General features: G+C 65.6%; 18 protein-coding genes. 11 read left to right on the forward strand and 7 right to left on the reverse strand.

Annotated elements, in window-relative coordinates; all coding sequences use genetic code 11:
- Positions 1 to 275 precede the first annotated feature (275 nt).
- The 3 genes from ACIN94_RS13015 to ACIN94_RS13025 form a co-directional block, all read right to left on the reverse strand.
- A complete protein-coding gene (locus ACIN94_RS13015; RefSeq protein ID WP_400704096.1) occupies positions 276 to 1,067 on the reverse strand; it encodes a type I restriction enzyme HsdR N-terminal domain-containing protein in 792 nt (263 codons plus the stop codon).
- A 768-nt stretch (positions 1,068 to 1,835) separates the two neighbouring features.
- Positions 1,836 to 2,078, reverse strand: coding sequence for a DUF2188 domain-containing protein (locus ACIN94_RS13020; protein WP_400704099.1), 243 nt, complete (start codon positions 2,076 to 2,078; stop codon positions 1,836 to 1,838).
- A 347-nt stretch (positions 2,079 to 2,425) separates the two neighbouring features.
- The gene (locus ACIN94_RS13025; RefSeq protein ID WP_400704102.1) at positions 2,426 to 3,076 is read right to left on the reverse strand and encodes an HAD family hydrolase; all 651 of its coding nucleotides are present in this window, start codon (positions 3,074 to 3,076) and stop codon (positions 2,426 to 2,428) included.
- Between the two features lie 85 nt (positions 3,077 to 3,161).
- On the opposite strand from ACIN94_RS13025, the gene ACIN94_RS13030 reads away from it, so the two are divergent.
- A complete protein-coding gene (locus tag ACIN94_RS13030; RefSeq protein ID WP_400704105.1) occupies positions 3,162 to 6,542 on the forward strand; it encodes a type ISP restriction/modification enzyme in 3,381 nt (1,126 codons plus the stop codon).
- A gap of 363 nt (positions 6,543 to 6,905) precedes the next feature.
- Here ACIN94_RS13030 and ACIN94_RS13035 read toward each other — a convergent pair whose 3' ends face one another.
- Positions 6,906 to 7,214, reverse strand: coding sequence for a winged helix-turn-helix domain-containing protein (locus ACIN94_RS13035; protein WP_400704108.1), 309 nt, complete (start codon positions 7,212 to 7,214; stop codon positions 6,906 to 6,908).
- 148 nt (positions 7,215 to 7,362) lie between these two features.
- Here ACIN94_RS13035 and ACIN94_RS13040 point away from each other — a divergent pair, with 148 nt between their 5' ends.
- Both ACIN94_RS13040 and ACIN94_RS13045 read left to right on the forward strand, forming a co-directional pair.
- On the forward strand, positions 7,363 to 7,677 hold the full coding sequence (locus ACIN94_RS13040; protein ID WP_400704111.1) for a hypothetical protein: 315 nt from the start codon (positions 7,363 to 7,365) through the stop codon (positions 7,675 to 7,677).
- Positions 7,674 to 7,961, forward strand: a complete 288-nt coding sequence (locus ACIN94_RS13045; protein WP_400704114.1) for a hypothetical protein — start codon at positions 7,674 to 7,676, stop codon at positions 7,959 to 7,961. Before ACIN94_RS13040 ends, ACIN94_RS13045 begins: the two co-directional genes overlap by 4 nt.
- A 446-nt stretch (positions 7,962 to 8,407) precedes the next feature.
- Here the strand turns inward: ACIN94_RS13045 and ACIN94_RS13050 are convergent, their stop codons facing one another.
- The 3 genes from ACIN94_RS13050 to ACIN94_RS13060 all read right to left on the reverse strand — a co-directional run bounded on the left by ACIN94_RS13050 (position 8,408) and on the right by ACIN94_RS13060 (position 10,681).
- Positions 8,408 to 9,001 carry a guanylate kinase gene (locus ACIN94_RS13050; protein ID WP_400704117.1) on the reverse strand — a complete coding sequence of 198 codons (594 nt, stop codon included), beginning with the start codon at positions 8,999 to 9,001 and terminating at the stop codon, positions 8,408 to 8,410.
- The gene (locus tag ACIN94_RS13055; RefSeq protein WP_400704120.1) at positions 8,998 to 10,041 is read right to left on the reverse strand and encodes an AAA family ATPase; all 1,044 of its coding nucleotides are present in this window, start codon (positions 10,039 to 10,041) and stop codon (positions 8,998 to 9,000) included. Before ACIN94_RS13055 ends, ACIN94_RS13050 begins: the two co-directional genes overlap by 4 nt.
- A 274-nt stretch (positions 10,042 to 10,315) precedes the next feature.
- The gene (locus ACIN94_RS13060; RefSeq protein ID WP_400704123.1) at positions 10,316 to 10,681 is read right to left on the reverse strand and encodes a winged helix-turn-helix domain-containing protein; all 366 of its coding nucleotides are present in this window, start codon (positions 10,679 to 10,681) and stop codon (positions 10,316 to 10,318) included.
- A gap of 166 nt (positions 10,682 to 10,847) precedes the next feature.
- Between ACIN94_RS13060 and ACIN94_RS13065 the strand changes: the two genes are divergently transcribed.
- The 8 genes from ACIN94_RS13065 to xerC all read left to right on the forward strand — a co-directional run bounded on the left by ACIN94_RS13065 (position 10,848) and on the right by xerC (position 16,520).
- On the forward strand, positions 10,848 to 11,195 hold the full coding sequence (locus ACIN94_RS13065; protein WP_400704126.1) for a hypothetical protein: 348 nt from the start codon (positions 10,848 to 10,850) through the stop codon (positions 11,193 to 11,195).
- Entirely contained in the window at positions 11,192 to 12,571 is a 1,380-nt protein-coding gene (locus ACIN94_RS13070) for an FtsK/SpoIIIE domain-containing protein (protein ID WP_400704129.1), read from the forward strand. Before ACIN94_RS13065 ends, ACIN94_RS13070 begins: the two co-directional genes overlap by 4 nt.
- Before the next feature lie 87 nt (positions 12,572 to 12,658).
- Complete coding sequence (locus ACIN94_RS13075; protein WP_400705067.1) at positions 12,659 to 13,309, forward strand: DUF2637 domain-containing protein; 651 nt, start codon at positions 12,659 to 12,661, stop codon at positions 13,307 to 13,309.
- Between the two features lie 16 nt (positions 13,310 to 13,325).
- Positions 13,326 to 13,502, forward strand: a complete 177-nt coding sequence (locus ACIN94_RS13080) for a hypothetical protein (RefSeq protein ID WP_400704132.1) — start codon at positions 13,326 to 13,328, stop codon at positions 13,500 to 13,502.
- Positions 13,499 to 13,636 (forward strand): hypothetical protein, encoded by a 138-nt coding sequence (locus tag ACIN94_RS13085; RefSeq protein ID WP_400704135.1) that lies wholly within the window; start codon positions 13,499 to 13,501, stop codon positions 13,634 to 13,636. Before ACIN94_RS13080 ends, ACIN94_RS13085 begins: the two co-directional genes overlap by 4 nt.
- Positions 13,637 to 13,739: 103 nt before the next feature.
- Positions 13,740 to 15,113 carry a replication initiator gene (locus ACIN94_RS13090; protein WP_400704138.1) on the forward strand — a complete coding sequence of 458 codons (1,374 nt, stop codon included), beginning with the start codon at positions 13,740 to 13,742 and terminating at the stop codon, positions 15,111 to 15,113.
- Positions 15,103 to 15,285 carry a helix-turn-helix domain-containing protein gene (locus ACIN94_RS13095; protein ID WP_400704141.1) on the forward strand — a complete coding sequence of 61 codons (183 nt, stop codon included), beginning with the start codon at positions 15,103 to 15,105 and terminating at the stop codon, positions 15,283 to 15,285. The genes ACIN94_RS13090 and ACIN94_RS13095 overlap by 11 nt, the downstream gene beginning before the upstream one ends.
- Positions 15,285 to 16,520: a tyrosine recombinase XerC gene (gene xerC / locus ACIN94_RS13100; RefSeq protein ID WP_400704144.1), complete on the forward strand. Its 1,236-nt coding sequence runs from the start codon at positions 15,285 to 15,287 to the stop codon at positions 16,518 to 16,520. The genes ACIN94_RS13095 and xerC overlap by 1 nt, the downstream gene beginning before the upstream one ends.
- Positions 16,521 to 16,544 lie beyond the last annotated feature (24 nt).

Raw genomic sequence — 16,544 nt, forward strand, 5'->3', positions numbered from 1 at the left:
CCGCCTGACCCCAATTCCCACCCCGCAGACCCTGCCCCGACATCACTGGCCAGGGTTCGCTGCCGCCTGCCCACTAACTCACCGATTTTCGAGCCCGGACCAATCACCCTGGTCGGGTAGCGGAAACCATGGTCAGAGGGTGGTGGACGGTGGCCGAAGTGAGTCCGCGTGTGGGGACGTTGCTGTCAGCGCTGCTGTCACCTGAACAGCCGACAGATGATGGAGCGTCCCAAACCGGCCAAGCCATTCGGGACGCTCATTCGAGGCGCCTGCGGTTAAGACAAGATCTCCGCTCGTAGCACCTCGTCACGCAAAGCGCGATGGACCTCAGCAGAGTCGGCGTTGTAGTTCGTCTGGCGTCGAAGCTCCTTGCGCACGGCATCGACCACCACTTCCGACAGAAGTACCTGCGCCAAGGACTTCGGCGACGTCGCGGCGCGGGCCCTCCACAGGTCATCCATCAACCGGCGCTTGAACGACTCTTTGGTCAGGTAGAAGAGCCCATCGACCTTGGTCGCCAAGCTGGTGTCTCCAAGAAGGTCGACCTCAAGGGCGAGATCGATGACCACGGGAAGGCCAGCGGTCATGTGGTAAGCCTGCCAGACTTGTCCGTTAGACAAGATCATCCACTCGACGCCCTCGTTGACGGCGTACATCTGCACCTGGCGCAGGTGCTTGGTGTTGAGCTTCTGGCTGCACCGCTTCACCTCGATGAAGGCAACCAACTGCTTGTCGATGCGAATGCCATAATCAGCGAACTCACCCTTGACCTGGTACTCAGTGGTGAGGTCCTCGTACTTGTCGTAGCCCAGCCCTTCGCACAGGAAGTCTGTGATCAGAAGCCGCGTGTCTCCTTCGTTGGCATCACGGGCCACCAGATCGGCCAGCGGCTTGGAGTAGCGGCGCACGGCCGTTCGGACTCGGTCTCGTGCGTCCGTCTCCCATTTGGGAACTGCCCGCGCAGCGGGAGGCTTCTTGCCGCCGGAACTGTCGGTCTTTTTCGCGGTACCGGGAGGGTTGGAGACCTGCTCTTCACCGACGATCACCTGTGCCGACTGCTCACTCATGCGCTCACCTGCGGATCTAGTAGGGACAAGCAGGTTATTCATCCAAGATAGATCAACTCATCCTGCAATTTTCAATCGATACACAAACGACTCCTTCCGCTACACAGGAAATCCCTAAACACGAAACAACTTCTCAAGACGCCCAAAATAGACACTCAGGTACGATTTACACCTACTGCGCGCCCCAACTACGCTAGTTCGGGATTATGGAGCGTCGAAAAAGCATATTTTGTCCTACCTAGTAGCGATCGCCGAGGATCCAATCGGCAACGCCGACTTTAATGAGCTAAGTCCTCTCCAACCCATACAACCTTCTGATCCGTAGCAAGATCAGGGATGCCCACGGGCGTCCACCGTTGTCATAAACGCCTGCTCAGGAGGAGTGTCCGGCCTCGGAGATTCCACAGCCGTCCGTGGTTGTCCAGGGTTGTTGTTAGCACTGGCGTTAGCAAGATCCATTGAGGACATCAGCGAATCTTGTAGGCCGCTAACCCGTAGGAGTCGCGCCGGTTGTGCACGGTCGGGTAGAGCTTTCCAGCCATGATCCACCCTTCACGGGAAATAACACGCGACTGCCACCAATGCGGTACCTGTCATCTCGCATACCAGCGTCCGCCATCCCATCGCTTCACGCGAGACGGGCAGCCGCAGATGAGCACGATTGATCAGGAACGGAGCGGAGCTGGGAGCTGAGCCAGATCAGCGGGAGATTCTGCGGATCGGGGCCGCCCTTATGAAGGCGGCCCCGATCATCGGGTGGTCGTGCGCTCAGCCCTTGGGCGGGTAAGGGTCGTTCCCCGGCGCGATCGTCCGCTGATCACGCACCTGCCCGTTCCTGCCGTGGATGCGCAGCTCTCCCCCGCCATCGTTGCCGAGGATCTCGGTGGCGCGCTGGATGGCCTGGTCCTGAGTCTCCAGCCTCACGCTCGCGCGCGCGGCTCCCGGCTTCGTAACCGCCCATGTTCCGTCATCTCGCCGCACGACATCGCGCGAGTTGGCCTGACCTGCCATTTCTCCTCACTTCTGAGGTGAGGTCACACGAGTAGAGGACCCCCGCCTTAAGAGCGACGAGCGGTTCCTATATGGTCCCTAGAGCGCGACCAACGCATCCAGGCCCCATCCCCCGTACGGCCCCGACCTCTTGTCATGGCCCCGGATGGGGCCTGATCTTTTACCGATCCAAGTAGAGCATGACCCTCCCTTGAAGACAAGCTGAACATCCACAAGATGTAGTGCCAAACCAGAGCCGAGACACAAGATATAGATTCCCGTATGGCCTGGCGCTTCTAGGCGATCACCTTCGGCAAGGAAGCCGTGTTGCACAAGCACTCCCGTTGAGTTGGGGTGCTGCCGCTCGATCACTGCTGTACTTGGAGGATCTCCACGGCCTGAAGTACATCGGTGACGACGTGGTCGGCCTGGTGGTCATGGCCCGTCGAGGTTCCGCGGTCGATCCAGATCGTTCGCAGACCGGCCGCGCGCCCTCCGGCGATGTCGGTGACGGGATTGTCGCCGATCGCCCAGCCTCCCCCGTCGAGGGTCACGCCGCAGCGCCCGGCGGCGATCTCGAACAGGCCGACATCTGGCTTGCGGATGCCTTCGGCTCCGGAGAGCACGTAGGCGTCAACGGCTTCAGCCAACCCCGTCCGCTGGATCTTCCCGAGTTGGTTGTCCGCCGTCCCGTTAGTGACGATAGCCACCTTCCACCCGGTCGCGCGGAGCCGAGACAGGCCATCCATCACTTCGGGTCGACAGCGAACGAGGTACGGCATGCGCTCGCGGTAGCAGCTCCATAGCTCGTCGACCGACCAGGGCAAGGCGAAGTGATCGCGCACTTTGGCGAAGAAGGCTTGGCGATGCGGGTAGCCGGCCCGGTCCAAGGCGAGTAGCCAACCGGTTGCCTCGGGACCAAGGGCGTGTTCCTCGGCGAACTCTTCGGCCCATACAAGGAAATCCTCATCTAGGTCTATAAGTGTGTTATCCAGGTCAAAGAGCGCTAGCCGTTGCATATCGGCGCATTCTACGTGGCCGTTATCTCCGACAATAAGAAGATCCGTAGTTTCCTCGATCCCTTCCCAAAAGATCTTGGACCGTGTGAAACTGACATATCGGATCAGTGGCGTCTCATCAGTTGATCCGGCTCAACAACTCCGCATTGAACGGACGCATATGGCCGCGACGAACCCCCCTAAGCCGCTGCTCGACAAGGCCGTAGAGGCGGTGGCGCGTTTCGGTAAGTCTGCTGCCGTCAAGCTGAACGGCGGTGGTCAACCCGAGGACCAGCTTAGGGCGCCGTTGGAGAGGCTTTTCGAGGACATGGCCGAGGGCCTGGGCATCACCCTGGCGATGATCGGTGAGACCTCGTTGGCCACGCTGGGAGTGCGACCTGACTACGCCGTCGATGTGGCCGGCGCTCGGGTGGGCTACGTGGAGCTCAAGGCCCCTGGCCGCGGTGTGCCGACAACGTGGACTCCCAACAAACACGAGAAGAACCAGTGGGAGAAACTCCGGCTGCTGCCGAACGTGCTCTACACCGACGGTGCTTTGTGGGCGCTGTACCGCGATGGGGAGTTGGTCGGGCAAGTCGCTCGGATGAACGGGGACGTTCGCAAAGCAGGCAGCAAGCTCACTCCCCTTGACGGGGAATTCGCCCGTGTCATCTCCGACTTCCTGCTGTGGAAGCCGAACCCACCTCGAAACCTCCGCCAGCTCGTACGCGCGGTGGCCGGTCTCTGCAAGTTGCTGCGGACAGAGGTCATCGAGACGATCGGTCGCGAACGACGGGGTGAGGAGAAGCAGAAAGTCTTCACCGAACTCAGTCAGGACTGGCGCAAGCTGCTGTTTCCCGGGCTGACGCATGAGGAGTTCGCCGACGCCTACGCCCAGACCGTCACCTTCGCCTTGCTGCTCGCCCGCGTGGACGGCATCGCCTTCGAGGGCCGTACCCTGGGCCAGATCGCCGCCCAGCTCGGCAAGAACCACTCGCTCATGGGCAAGGCCCTGGCCGTGCTCACCCATGACGCGGTGGAAGGCCGCAGCGTCGTCGTGGAGACCCTGAAACGGGTCATCGGCGCGGTGGACTGGGACAAGATCAGTGACGGCTCGGCGGACTCCTACCTTCACCTCTACGAGCACTTCTTGGACATGTATGACTCCAGCCTTCGGAGAGAGAGTGGGTCGTACTACACCCCCAACGAGGTGGTCTCGTTCATGGTCCGCTTTGTTGACGACATCTTGCGGAGCAAGTTCGGGCGGGAAGGCGGCTTCGCCGCTGATGACGTGATGGTTGTCGATCCGGCGATGGGGACGGGAACCTACCTGCTCAACATCGTCAACAACGTCGCCCGGACTGTGGAGGAAGAGGAGGGCAAGGGGGCTGTTCCCGGCCAGCTTAAGAAGCTGTTCGGGCGTCTCATCGGGATGGAACGGCAGGCTGGGCCGTACGCGGTGGCTGAGCTCCGGTTGAATCAGGCGCTCAAGTCCGAGCACGGCGCGGAGATCGCCGAGAAGGACCAAAAGCTCTACGTCGCCGACACCCTGGACAGTCCGTTTGAGAACACGCGCTTGGACCTGGGCTCGATGTATGAGCCGATCGTGCGGTCCCGTCGTGAGGCCAACCGGGTCAAGCGGGACACACCGGTTCAGGTGGTCATCGGCAACCCGCCCTACCGCGAGCGCGCCAAGGGCTTCGGCGGCTGGATCGAGCAGGGCGCGGAGAACTCCGGCCACGGCATTCCGCTGAAAGCCTTCAAGGCCGAGGGGCTCGGGAAGTACGAATATGTACTGTCGAACCTGTACGTGTATTTCTGGCGGTGGGCAACGTGGAAGGTCTTCGACGCTCACCCCGAACAGCCCGCGGGCATCGTCGCCTTCATCACCACCTCGGGATACACGACCGGTCCCGGCTTCGCCGGCATGCGGGAGTACCTGCGTCGAACCGCTGACGAAGGCTGGATCATCGACCTGTCACCGGAAGGTCATCAGCCCGACGTACCCACTCGGGTTTTCCCCGGCGTTCAGCAACCGCTCTGCATCGGGGTCTTCGTGCGGTACGGCAACGGCGACCGGGAGGCCCCCGCGCTGGTCCACCACGTCAGCCTGTCGGGGCGCCGATCCGAGAAGTTCGCGGCCCTGACACAATTGCGCCTCGACAGCTCAGAGTGGGCCAACTGCGCGACCGGCTGGCCGGACCGGCTTCAACCGCCCGGCGGGGATGACTGGCTTAGTTACCCGACCATTGGTGATCTGATGCCCTGGCAGGCACCGGGCGTCAAGCCCAACAGAACATGGGTCTATGATCCAAATCCCAATGTACTTCTCACGAGGTGGGAAAGGCTAACGAAGGCTAACGTCAACAACAAAGCTGCTTTGTTCAAGGAAACACGCGACCGGACTATCAATTTCCTTGCCAGCTCTCTACCGGAAGGTAGAACGTCAGAGTTACCTATTTCACAAGAAGCTTCACTGGAGGTTCACCTCGAAACGGTGGCCTACAGGAGTTTCGACAGGCAGAAAGTCATATATGACTCGCGTGTGATTGATTACGCCCGCCCCCCACTATGGCAAGTTCGTAGCTCTAGCCAAGTATTCACCATCGAGCAACATGCCCAATCGCTCGGAGCTGGGCCGGGGCTCGTCTTCAGCGCCTATGTCCCGGACATGGACCACTTCAAAGGAAGCGCGGGTGGCCGGGTACTTCCGCTGTATCGGGACCGTGCGGCCGGGGTGGCCAACTTCGCGCCCGGTCTGGTCCGCATTCTCGCCCAGCGCCTCGAACTGTCGGTCTCCGCTTCCGATGTGCTGGCCTACATTGCCGCGGTAACCGCGCACGGCGGCTACACCGCCCGTTTCGCCGAGGAACTCCGCACCCCCGGCGTGCGCATCCCGCTCACCGCCGACCCGGAGCTGTGGGCGAAAGCCGTACGGCTCGGCCGACGAGTCTTGTGGCTGCACACCTACGGTGAACGCTTCGCCGACCCCTCCGAGGGCCGTCCCGCCGGGCCTCCGCGCCCCTCGACCGACCGCGCCAAAGTCCAACGGGCCATCCCGGGCGACGCCGACTCCATGCCGAACGAGATCACCTATGACCCGGACACCATGACCCTGCACGTCGGCGCCGGACAGATATCCCCGATGCGCCCGGAGGTGTGGGCGTACGAGGTCTCCGGCATGAAGATCGTCAAGAAGTGGTTCGGCTACCGGAAGCAGAAGCCGGCGGGCCGCAAGTCGTCACCGCTCGACGACATTCACACCGAGGAATGGCCCGCTGAGTTCACCACCGAACTACTCCAACTCCTCCACGTGCTCACCCTCTGTGTGGAACTGGAGCCTGAGCAGGCCGATCTACTGGAGCGGATCTGTGATGGCCCGCTCGTCACCGTGGCCGAGCTGGAGCAGAGGGACGTGTTCCCCGTCCCCGCCACTGCCCGTAAGCCTCCCGCCGCCGAGTCTCCCGACGCCCCGACTCTGCTGTAAGTGACGCTTCGGAGCGGGCTCGGGCGCCTCGGCGATATCCCGGGCCTGCTCCGACTTACCGGGGCGTTCGCGCATAGCTTCCGCCCTACGTGACTTCGGCGGTGGCTCACCTCGTCATTCGATGGCAAGTGGACCCGTACCGCAGGGCCGCCAGGCCCGAGGAACGGAAGCCGCGCGGCAGCCTTACGGACAGATCATCCAAGACTTCCGGAAGCTTTCTCGCTCTGGTGCCGCTTGGCGACCCTCAGCGCGTGGGCGGCGGCGGTCGCGACCGGCCGAAGAGCCGCAGCGCGGCCGACGACCGTCCGACGCGCGCGGGCCGCCGAAGGCGGACCGCCTTGAAACCGTAGAGAAAGTTCTCATTCAGTCGGGGACGGCTGACTCTTCGGGCTGGTCCTGGTCGTCGTCTCCGGGTTCGATGCGCTCGGGTGGCCCGCCGGTCTGGGGGTCGGCCACGAAGGTCCCGATGTTGCGGACGGTGTAGACCAGCCTTTCGGCGATAAGGGCATTGATCACCTTACGGGCGGTTCGTCGGGCGATCCCGAATTCTTCAGCCATGCGGGGCTCTCCCGGGACGGGGTACCCGGGCTTGTAGTCGCCAGTCTGGATGCGCCGACGCATCTCGGTGAGGACCTGCTCTGACTTGGGCTGATCAGGCCGGAAGTGGATCACAGTAAAAACGATAGGAAGCGACCGGTAGCCCCAGGTCAACAGACGTTACGGGGCGTACTGGTCGTCAGGAGTAGGAAAAAGTGTTGAGGGGTAGGCAGGGGTAGTAAAAGCTGTTTATGCTGGGCGCGACGCCGACGGGAGGTAAATCATGGTCACAACCTCGTCCGATGAAGCGGGGGCAGTGGACGCGGCTGAGGAACTCCGCGATGCCCTGGCTCAGCATGAGATCACCGCGGACGTCCACGACGGGTACGGGCTGGCGTTGGTGTCGGTGTGGGTCGGTCTGATCGTCTGGTGCGACGGGCGGCGGTTTTGGTGGCGCACCGGGTGGAACCCTCGCCAGTACCGCCCTATCTATGCCTGGCATCCGGCGCTGGAGCCTGTCCAGGCCGCGCGGCGGGTCGCCCTGCGCTATGCCGATCTGCGGCGGGAGCACGCACGGACGGGGCAGGACGCGTCGTGACCGCGGTGGAGGAGTGCCTGAGTCCGCATGTGGCGATGCTGCAACGCGACCCTGTGCGGCTGGTGTGGCGGGCGCCGTGCCGGTCGCTGCTGCGGGTGCGGCCGGTGGCGTGGACCTGCTTCTGCCGGGCCACCGTGTATGAGCTGTGCATCGGTGGAGGGCGGGCGTTCCTGCGACGGACGGTACAGCTCCGCGGCACGCCCCAGGTGCACGAGACCGCTCTGATGTCGATCAGTCAAGCTCAGGCGACCTGGACGGCGGTGCTGTCCGGGCGCGCCTGCTGAGACGGGCGGGGCGGCGCGGGTTGGAGGGACCTGCCGCCCCGCCTGCCGGGGGCCATCCCACGCGGCTCCCGGCCCATGCCTCCCCCGCCCCCATGGACTGCCCCGGCGGTGACTCGGCCTCGGGGCCGGCCTCCGCAGAGCGCTGTCCGTCGCCCCCGTCGGACAGTGCTCTGCGCGCCCCCGTAGATGGAGCCCGGCACCGAGGAACGCAGACACCGGCTGTGCGGCGGTCCGAAAAGGGGGCGGGGGAGGCATGGACCACGCGACGGTCCGGCGGCGACACCGAGAGGAGGCAAGTGTGACAGGCCGGCTCTCCTTCGGTGGCTGCTCGCATGGCTCGGTGTCGTGGACCTCGAACCCGGAGGGGATGTGGACGGGTGCGAAGTGCGACGGGTGCGGGACCTGGTGGCGGCTGGATCTGATTCCGCCGGGCGTCGCGGCCCGGCTCAGCGGTGGCACTCCTCCGAGTGAGCGAGCCCGGCCGTGCGGAGCCGATCGTAGGCGCTCATGATCTCCTCGGCTGCGGCGTCGGCGCCGATGCGGTCGGTGTGGAGGCGCAGGTGAAAGAATCCGGCATCGGTGTTGGCCTCCAGGTCAGCAAGGGTCTCGTCCCACGCGGCCAGGCGCTTGCCGGTGTCGACGTCCCCCCGGGTTCGGGACCGCTGCTCGGTGACCTCGCGCGGCACCCGCAACAGCACACGAAGCCAGGAGTCGGAAACCCTGCCGATAAGCCGACGCAGATCACGGATGTTACCCATATGTACGACGGGCACGTAGCCGGCGGCGTGCCGGTCTTCGATCGTCTGGTGGTCGACGGCGTAGACGTTGCCGTAGCGGCGGGTCTCGACCAGCAGACGCCCCGCTTCCCTCAGCTTGCCCAGGTGCTCGGCACTGACGAACTCATACCCGTGCGCCCGGCCGGTGCCGACCTTGAGCTTGGGAAGCAGCACGAACCGCGGATCCAGCCGGGTAAGAGCGGCGGTGACGGTGTCCTTGCCGCTGGCGGGCGGGCCGTACAGCACGATGCCTTGTGCTCTCACGACAGGATCCGCTTGAGCGCCTCGCGGGTCTGGTCGGCAAGGCTGATCGCCGCGCCAAGCCGGTTGTCGATCGTGACGTGGGCGGTCGGCGGGCTGGTCTCGACGGCAAGTCCTTCGGCGTACTGCTCCCAGTTGTCCAGCTTCCAAGCGTCTCGGGCCGCTCCGCGGAATTCGATGTACTCGCGCATGGATTCGGTGTCGCAGCGGACCCAGATCGCGGCCACGTCGATGCCCTTGGCCGCGCACCGGTTCTCCAGACGGGTGAACCACGCCTCGTCCTTGAGCTCGGCGATGAACGGCGCCGACAAGATGGCCGAGGTGCCGACGTCGAGGTTGTCCCATGCCGATTCCATCAGGCACCGGTACTCAAACGGGCGGACCTCTTTGAGGTACAGGTCGGTATGGCGGTCGTGGGGGTCGCCGCCGAGGGAGACGAGCAGCCGCTCGACGATGGCTCGGGTCAGGGAGTCCTTGTCCAGGAAGGCCCAGCCGGTGATGTCGGATAGGAAGCGGGAGAACTCAGTCTTGCCCGATCCGGCGTATCCGCCGACGAGGACGAGGATGGGTCGGGGGCTGCCTCCGCCGTGGCGTCTGCGCCAGGCGTCGACCACCCGGCCACGTAACAGGGCTTGCGGGGAGTCATCCGAGGTAATGCCTCCGATGGAGACCTTCGTAAAGGCCTCTTCGATGACCTGGGCGGCGGCGTTGTCGGCTGCGGGATCAGCGGGCGCAGGCAGATCGGAAATCACGATTTCCGCTTTCTGTGATTCACCGGGCAGGGCGGGACGAAAGCCTAGTTCGGGCTCGGTGGCCCGGTAAAGCAGACAGTAAGCACGCCGGTAATGCGGGCCGGGGAACGTTGTTCCATGCTCGTGTCCCCACAGGGTTTGGAGGTTGGCCGCGGGGACGTCCAGGCCGTGACGGGTGGCGGCCTGGCGGAGCCGTTCGCCTGCGGCCTCCAGTGTGAGGCCGTGGGCTTCGCGGTGTTCGCGCAGGCGGGAGGGGGTCCAGCCGGGGCGCTGGGTCGTCTTCAATTGCATACCTTCGCCTTCACGCTGTGGGGGTGGTGCGCGGTGTGCGGTCGTGCATGTGAAAACGCTTATGTAAATAGTCGTTGAGAGCAACTGAAGAAGTTTAACCAGCTCAACGTGATACCGGAAACTCGCAGCTCACGGTGGAATTAGGTCACCTCGAAAGGCGAAAGACACCGTAGGGCAAGGGAGTAGGCGATGAACGTGGACCCCCAGCGGATTATCTGGGAATTGACCGCAATTCGGGCAGAGCTGGACGAGTTGGCGTGCCGGCTCGGTGAGATCAGCGTGGCCCTTCGAAGACTGCCGTCTCCAGAGCAGAGAGCCGATCGCCCACTTCCTTGAGGGAGTGACGCATCTGCGCGAGCTGCGCCAGGATCTCGGTGCTCACCTCGGGGGCCGCGGGTTCGGGGGTCTCGGCGGGGGCCTGGCGGACGAAGACGCCCTTGCCCTGCTGGCCGATCACGAGTCCCTCGGTGCGCAGCACGCTGATCGCGGCCTTGACGACACTGGCGGAGACGTCGAACCGCTCGCCCAGTTGAGCGATGGACGGCAGAGCCGTACCAGGCGTGAGTGAGCCGGCGCGGATCTGGCCGCGTAGCTCGTCAACGATCTGCAAGTAGGCCGGCCGGCCGGTCTTCTCCACCATCTGCTTCGTCTCGCTTCGTCTTGTTTCATCTTGCTTCGTTTTGCTTCGTTTCCAGTTCAGCACACCTCCGCAAAGAAACCAACCAAGCCGCCGAAGCACTCATTGACAACATAGAATTCCAAGTGTTCTATGTACTCCAAGGCTTCCATCTAGCAGAGGAACGATCATGCGGACCATCCCCATCCCCGTCGACGTCACCAAGCTCCAGATCACCTGCGTCAAGGCTGCCAAGCCCCGCCTCGTCAACAAGGACACCGGCGAGATCAAGCGCGACAAGGACGGCAACGTCATGTACGAGCTCACCTTGCTGTTCGAAGACGACTTCGGCCGGATGGAGCTGGTCAAGGTCAGCACCACACCGGAACCGCAGGTCATCGTCGGTGAGGAGATCGTCCCGGTCGGCCTGGTCGGCTACGTCTGGGAACAGGGCGGACGCTGGGGCATCTCCTACCGGGCCGCGTCCTTCCGCCCCGCCGGCTCCGCCGGCTCCGTCAGAACGGGGGCTGAGCTGTGATCGACCTCGGCCACCCGTTACTCAAGGTCCTCGCCGCCCTGCTGGTGCTGCTCGCCTGGCGGCGCTGGGCTCCGGCCTCCTACTGGTACGTCCTGGTCTTCCCGCGCAAAGCCCTGTGGCTGCGCTGGACCTGGCGGCACGTGGCCTCCGGTTGCGGGCTGACCAAGAAGCGGCACCGGTGGTGGTTCACCACTGTCCCCGGTCTGGTCGCCTCGACCGGTGTCGTGCAGGTCAAGCGGCGCTTCCAGCGGGTCGCGGTCGACACCAAGCCCTGGATGGGCCTGCCCCGGCCCGTACGGCACGGCTTCCGCATCACCTTCCATCTCCTCGACGGCCAGGTGCCCGACGACTACGCCAAGGTCTGCGAACGGCTCGCGCACGCCTGGCGGATCGAGGCGGTCCGCGTGGTCGCCTCCCGGCCCGGCCGCGTCACCCTTCAGGGGATCACCCAAGACCCGTTGACCCACGTCGCCCCCGCGATGCCCCCGGCTGAGCCGCGTGACGGCTGGCGGGCCGAGGACCTGCTCCGGCCGGTCGTCGGGGTGCTGGAGACCGGCGCGGCCTGGCGGATGGACCTGCGGCTGATCCCGCACTGGATGAACGCGGGCGCCACACAATCGGGCAAGTCCAACCTGATCAACGCGCTCATCGTCGGGCTGGCCCCGCAACCGGTCGCCCTGGTCGGCTTCGACCTCAAGGGCGGGGTGGAGCTGTCGGCCTACGCCGCCCGGCTGACCGCGCTGGCCACGACCCGCGCCGAGTGCCTCGATCTGCTGAGCGACCTGATCGCGGTGATGGGCGCGCGGATGCTGGCCTGTCGCCGCTACGGGGTGCGTGACATCTGGCAACTCCCCGACCCTGCTCGCCCGATCCCGGTCGTGGTCCTGGTGGATGAGCTGGCCGAGCTGTTCCTGACCGCTGACAAGGCTGAGAAGGATCAGGTCACTCGGACGGCTACCGCGCTGCTGCGCATCGCCCAGCTCGGCCGCGCGTTCGGTATCCACCTGGTGCTGTCGGGTCAGCGGATCGGCTCCGACCTCGGCCCCGGCGTCACCGCGCTGCGTGCTCAGATCGGCGGGCGGGTCTGTCACCGGGTCAATGACCCCGAAACCGCCGTGATGACGCTGGGCGACCTCGACCCCGACGCCCTGGTCGCCGCCCGGTCCATCGCCCCGGAACTGCCCGGTGTGGCGGTGATCACCGGCTCTGACGGCCGGTGGTATCGCGCCCGGTCCGGCTACGTCTCCACCACCGCCGCCGAACAGGCCGCCGGCACCTACGCCGACATCACCCCTTCCTGGAACCAGGTAGCCGCCTCCGGCCTCGGCCACGAGCTACCGCCCCACCACGACGACACCCCCGAACTCGCCGCCTGAACACCCCTCGCGACCCCCTGGAAGGAGGACCCCACCGTGACCACGACCGCACCCCGCCTGGCCGTACGGCTGGCCGACTCCGGACCGATGCTGATCCTCGCGGCGATCGCCGGGGCGGGCAGCTTCACCCACATCCGCGACACCGCCATCGAACACGGGCAGTCCGGCTGGATGGCCTGGGCCGTGGCGGTCTGCGTCGATCTCACCTGCGTCATGGCCGCGCGGGAACGACAGCGCGACAGGAAGAACGGCCGCGTCCGAGACGGCTGGATCTCCTGGCCGACCCTCGTTCTCGTCGGCGGGATCGTCTTGTCGCTGGCCGCGAACCTCGCTCAGGCCGAACCGTCGGCCTGGGGGTGGATCACCGCGGCGACCCCGGCCGGCGCGTTCCTGATCGCGGTCTCCATGCTGGAACGACGCTCCTCCGAAGCCCGATCCGAACCGTCCCCGACACTCGTTCCCGTCCCGGACGCCGTAGCGCAGACCTCGGCTGAACCTGCCGCGCTCCTCCCCTCCTCCGGCTCCGCCATACCCGGCCAGAACCGTGCCGAGAACGGCCAGAACGAGACCGGAGCAACGGGCGAGCTCCTCGACTACGCGCGCCGCGTCGCCGACGAACACCACGCCCGGCACGGCGCACCCATCACCCGCGACACCCTGCGCGCCCGGCTCGGGGTGTCCACTCAGCTCGCCTCCGACCTGCTGCGCACCCTGCGCGACAGCCCCGAACCCGCCTGAAAACGAAGGAGACCCCATGCGCATCCGCCTCGACGGCACCTACGCCGAACTCGCCTACACCGTCAACAAGATCCGCACGATCCTCCCGGTCGGCTCCATCTCGCCGATCCGACCTCGCCGCAGACGCCCCTACGCCTGGCGCGTGTTCATCGATACCGCGCCCGACCGCGACGAAGGGAGGTGGATCACGTGACCGACAGCCCTGACGACCGCGCCCCGTTCGTCGTCCTGGCCCCGCAGCGCTGGGTGTGCTGCCACTGCGGAGGCACCGGCGTCGACAGCTACGGCCAGACCTGCGAGCACTGCGAGGGCCTCGGCTTCTGCTGAACCCTCAGCGCCCCCGGCGTGACCACACATCCGCCAAGACGTCCGTCACGTCGGGGGCCATCCCACGACCGAACCGCAAGAGCCCGGAAGGGACACCCCCATCATGCCAAGCACCCACGCGGTAGCCGGACTCATCGCCCGGCTCCATGATCCCCAATACGCCCGGTGGGCCTCGCAGATCCGCCGGACCGGCGGCTGCCGACAGCCCATCCATCTCCGTGGCCATGTCTCCCACCTCGACCCCGCCACCGGCCAACGCCTGCACACCTACAGCACCGCCACCGAACCGGACGGCATCCTGCGCGTCCCGTGCAAGACCCGGCGGGCCTCGCGCTGCCCGGCCTGCGCCGAGACCTACCGGGCCGACACCTACCAACTCATCCGCGCGGGCCTGGTCGGGGGCAAGGGTGTCCCGGACTCGGTCACCGCTCACCCCTGCCTGTTCGTCACCCTCACCGCGCCGTCCTTCGGGACCGTCCACACCCGGCAAGAGAAGAACGGCACCGTCCTGCCCTGCCACGCTCGACGCGATGCGGCCACCTGCCCGCACGGGCGCGTCATGTCCTGCACCGCCCGGCACGGCTCCGACGAGGGATGCCTTGGCGAACCGCTCTGCCCGGACTGCTACGACTACGCCGGAAGCGTGCTGTTCAACGCCATGTCCCCGGAACTATGGCGGCGCCTCACCGAAGCCCTCCGCCGGCGCGTCGCCAAACTCGCCGGGCTGACGCTCCGCGAACTCCGCGAGCAGGCCGTGATCTCCTTCGCCAAGGTCGCCGAGTACCAGCGGCGCGGCGTCGTCCACTTCCACGCCGTGATCCGCCTCGACGGCCCGGACGGACCCGCCTCACCTCCCCCGGCCTGGGCGACGGCTGACGCCCTGGCCGACGCCGTACGGCATGCCGCCTCGGCCGTGGCGGTCACCGTCCCGGCAGCGGGCGACGATCCCGCGCGGGTGCTGCGCTGGGGCGCTCAACTCGACATCCGCGAGATCACCATGACCGGTGACCTCACCGAACAGGCCGTAGCCGCCTACATCGCCAAGTACGCCACCAAAGCCGCCGAATGCGTCGGCACCCTGGACCGGCGGATCAACCCCCTCGACGACCTCGAAGCCTTCAACCTGCGCGACCATCCCCGACGCCTCATCACCGAGTGCCTGCGCCTGGGCGCCCTCGACGAGCTGGCCGACCTCCGCCTTGTCCAGTGGGCTCACATGCTCGGCTTCCGCGGCCACTTTTCCACCAAGAGCCGCCGCTACTCCACCACCCTCGGCACCCTCCGCGCCGCCCGGACTGAGCACATGCGCGGCGAAGCCATCACCACCGGCCGCCTTCCCCTCTTCGACGAGGACACCGTCCTCGTCATCTCCCACTGGGAGTACGCCGGACAGGGCCACTCGGCCGGTGACGCCCTTCTGGTAAGCGCTCTTACCGGAAACCGTCTCGTTGATCCGGGAGGCCGCCATGAGTCCTAAGTTGCTCACCGTTCCGCAGGCGATGGCCGCTCTCCAGGTCAGCCGGTGGACGCTCTACGCACTCATCCGCTCTGGCGAGCTCGACTCGATCGTGGTCAACGTGCGCTGTCGCCGCATCCCCGAATCCGCCCTGAACGACTATGTGACGCGACTCTGTGGAAAGGCCGCCTGATGGGTAAGCGCTCGAACGGTGAGGGTTCGGTCTTCCCTTACAAAGACGGCTGGGCCGGCTACGTCTGGGTCGTCACCCCTGAAGGCAAGAAGACCCGGAAATGGGCCTACGGCAAGACCCGCGAGGAGACCCATGAGAAGTGGCTCAAGCTCCACGAGCTGACAAGCAAGGGGCCAGTGCCGACCAAACACCCGACGCTCGCCACGTACTTGACGCAGTGGCTCGCCGAGGTGGTCGAACCCAACCGGGAGCCGACGACCTACGTCGCCTATGAGCCGCTCATTCGGCTCTACATCATCCCCGGCCTGGGCAAGAAGCGGCTCGACAAGCTCACGGTCCGGGACGTTCAGACCTGGCTGAACACCTTGCCGACCCTATGCACCTGCTGTGACCAGAAGAAGGACCACAGACGGCCAGAAGCCAAGCGGCGGTGCTGCTCCAAGGGAGAGTGCTGCAAGGGCTACCCGTCCCGGAGCACGATCGCGGGCATCCGCCGTACGCTCCGCGCCGCGCTCAACCAGGCGATCAAGGAAGAGGTGATCTCCAAGAATGTGGCGGCGTTGACGACCCTGCCCAGTGCGAGCAAGACGAAGAAGAAGCGGCAGTATCCGGTCTGGAGCGTCGACGAGGCCCGGCGGTTCCTCGAACACCTGAGGACGGCCGACGACCCCCTGTATGCGGCCTACGTGCTGATCCTCAGCCTCGGCCTACGCCGCGGCGAGGTGCTCGGCCTGACCTGGGACTGCGTCGACCTGAACAGCGAGGAGTTGCACATCTCCCACCAGCTCACACGCGTGAGCGGACAGCTCCTCCACCGCGACAGGACCAAGACGGACGACTCGACGGCGTCACTGCCGCTGCTCGGGCTGTGCATCACGGCTCTCCGGCATCGCCAGGGCACCCAGCGGGAAGCCCGCGAGGCCGCGGGTGAAAAGTGGCAGGACTCCGATCTCGTCTTCACCACGCGGAACGGCACCCCCATCGAACCGCGCAACCTGAACCGCGCGTTCGACGCGCACTGCCGTAAGGCCGGTGTCCCTCGCATCCGCGTTCACGACACCCGGCACACCTGCGCCTCGCTCCTGGCCGCCCTCGACGTTCACCCCCGGGTCGCGATGCGCATCCTCCGACACTCGCAGATCTCCATGACCATGAACGTCTACACGCAGATCCCCTCACCGGAGACCCGCAAAGCGCTCGACCGGCTCAATCAGAGTTTGGACGGCGACGGCTGACCTCGTTGCTGTATTTCGCTGCTG

This window comes from Streptosporangium sp. NPDC087985 (assembly GCF_044741965.1).
Classification (GTDB): Bacteria; Actinomycetota; Actinomycetes; order Streptosporangiales; family Streptosporangiaceae; genus Streptosporangium.

Coding starts and splice junctions, on each gene's coding strand:
- ACIN94_RS13095 (WP_400704141.1), top strand. CDS start 15,103: ATGAGTCCTAAGTTGCTCACCGTTCCGCAGGCGATGGCCGCTCTCCAG.
- ACIN94_RS13015 (WP_400704096.1), bottom strand. CDS start 1,067: ATGAGTGAGCAGTCGGCACAGGTGATCGTCGGTGAAGAGCAGGTCTCC.
- xerC (WP_400704144.1), top strand. CDS start 15,285: ATGGGTAAGCGCTCGAACGGTGAGGGTTCGGTCTTCCCTTACAAAGAC.
- ACIN94_RS13060 (WP_400704123.1), bottom strand. CDS start 10,681: ATGGTGGAGAAGACCGGCCGGCCGGCCTACTTGCAGATCGTTGACGAG.
- ACIN94_RS13075 (WP_400705067.1), top strand. CDS start 12,659: ATGCTGATCCTCGCGGCGATCGCCGGGGCGGGCAGCTTCACCCACATC.
- ACIN94_RS13025 (WP_400704102.1), bottom strand. CDS start 3,076: ATGCAACGGCTAGCGCTCTTTGACCTGGATAACACACTTATAGACCTA.
- ACIN94_RS13040 (WP_400704111.1), top strand. CDS start 7,363: ATGGTCACAACCTCGTCCGATGAAGCGGGGGCAGTGGACGCGGCTGAG.
- ACIN94_RS13090 (WP_400704138.1), top strand. CDS start 13,740: ATGCCAAGCACCCACGCGGTAGCCGGACTCATCGCCCGGCTCCATGAT.
- ACIN94_RS13080 (WP_400704132.1), top strand. CDS start 13,326: ATGCGCATCCGCCTCGACGGCACCTACGCCGAACTCGCCTACACCGTC.
- ACIN94_RS13065 (WP_400704126.1), top strand. CDS start 10,848: ATGCGGACCATCCCCATCCCCGTCGACGTCACCAAGCTCCAGATCACC.
- ACIN94_RS13055 (WP_400704120.1), bottom strand. CDS start 10,041: ATGCAATTGAAGACGACCCAGCGCCCCGGCTGGACCCCCTCCCGCCTG.
- ACIN94_RS13020 (WP_400704099.1), bottom strand. CDS start 2,078: ATGGCAGGTCAGGCCAACTCGCGCGATGTCGTGCGGCGAGATGACGGA.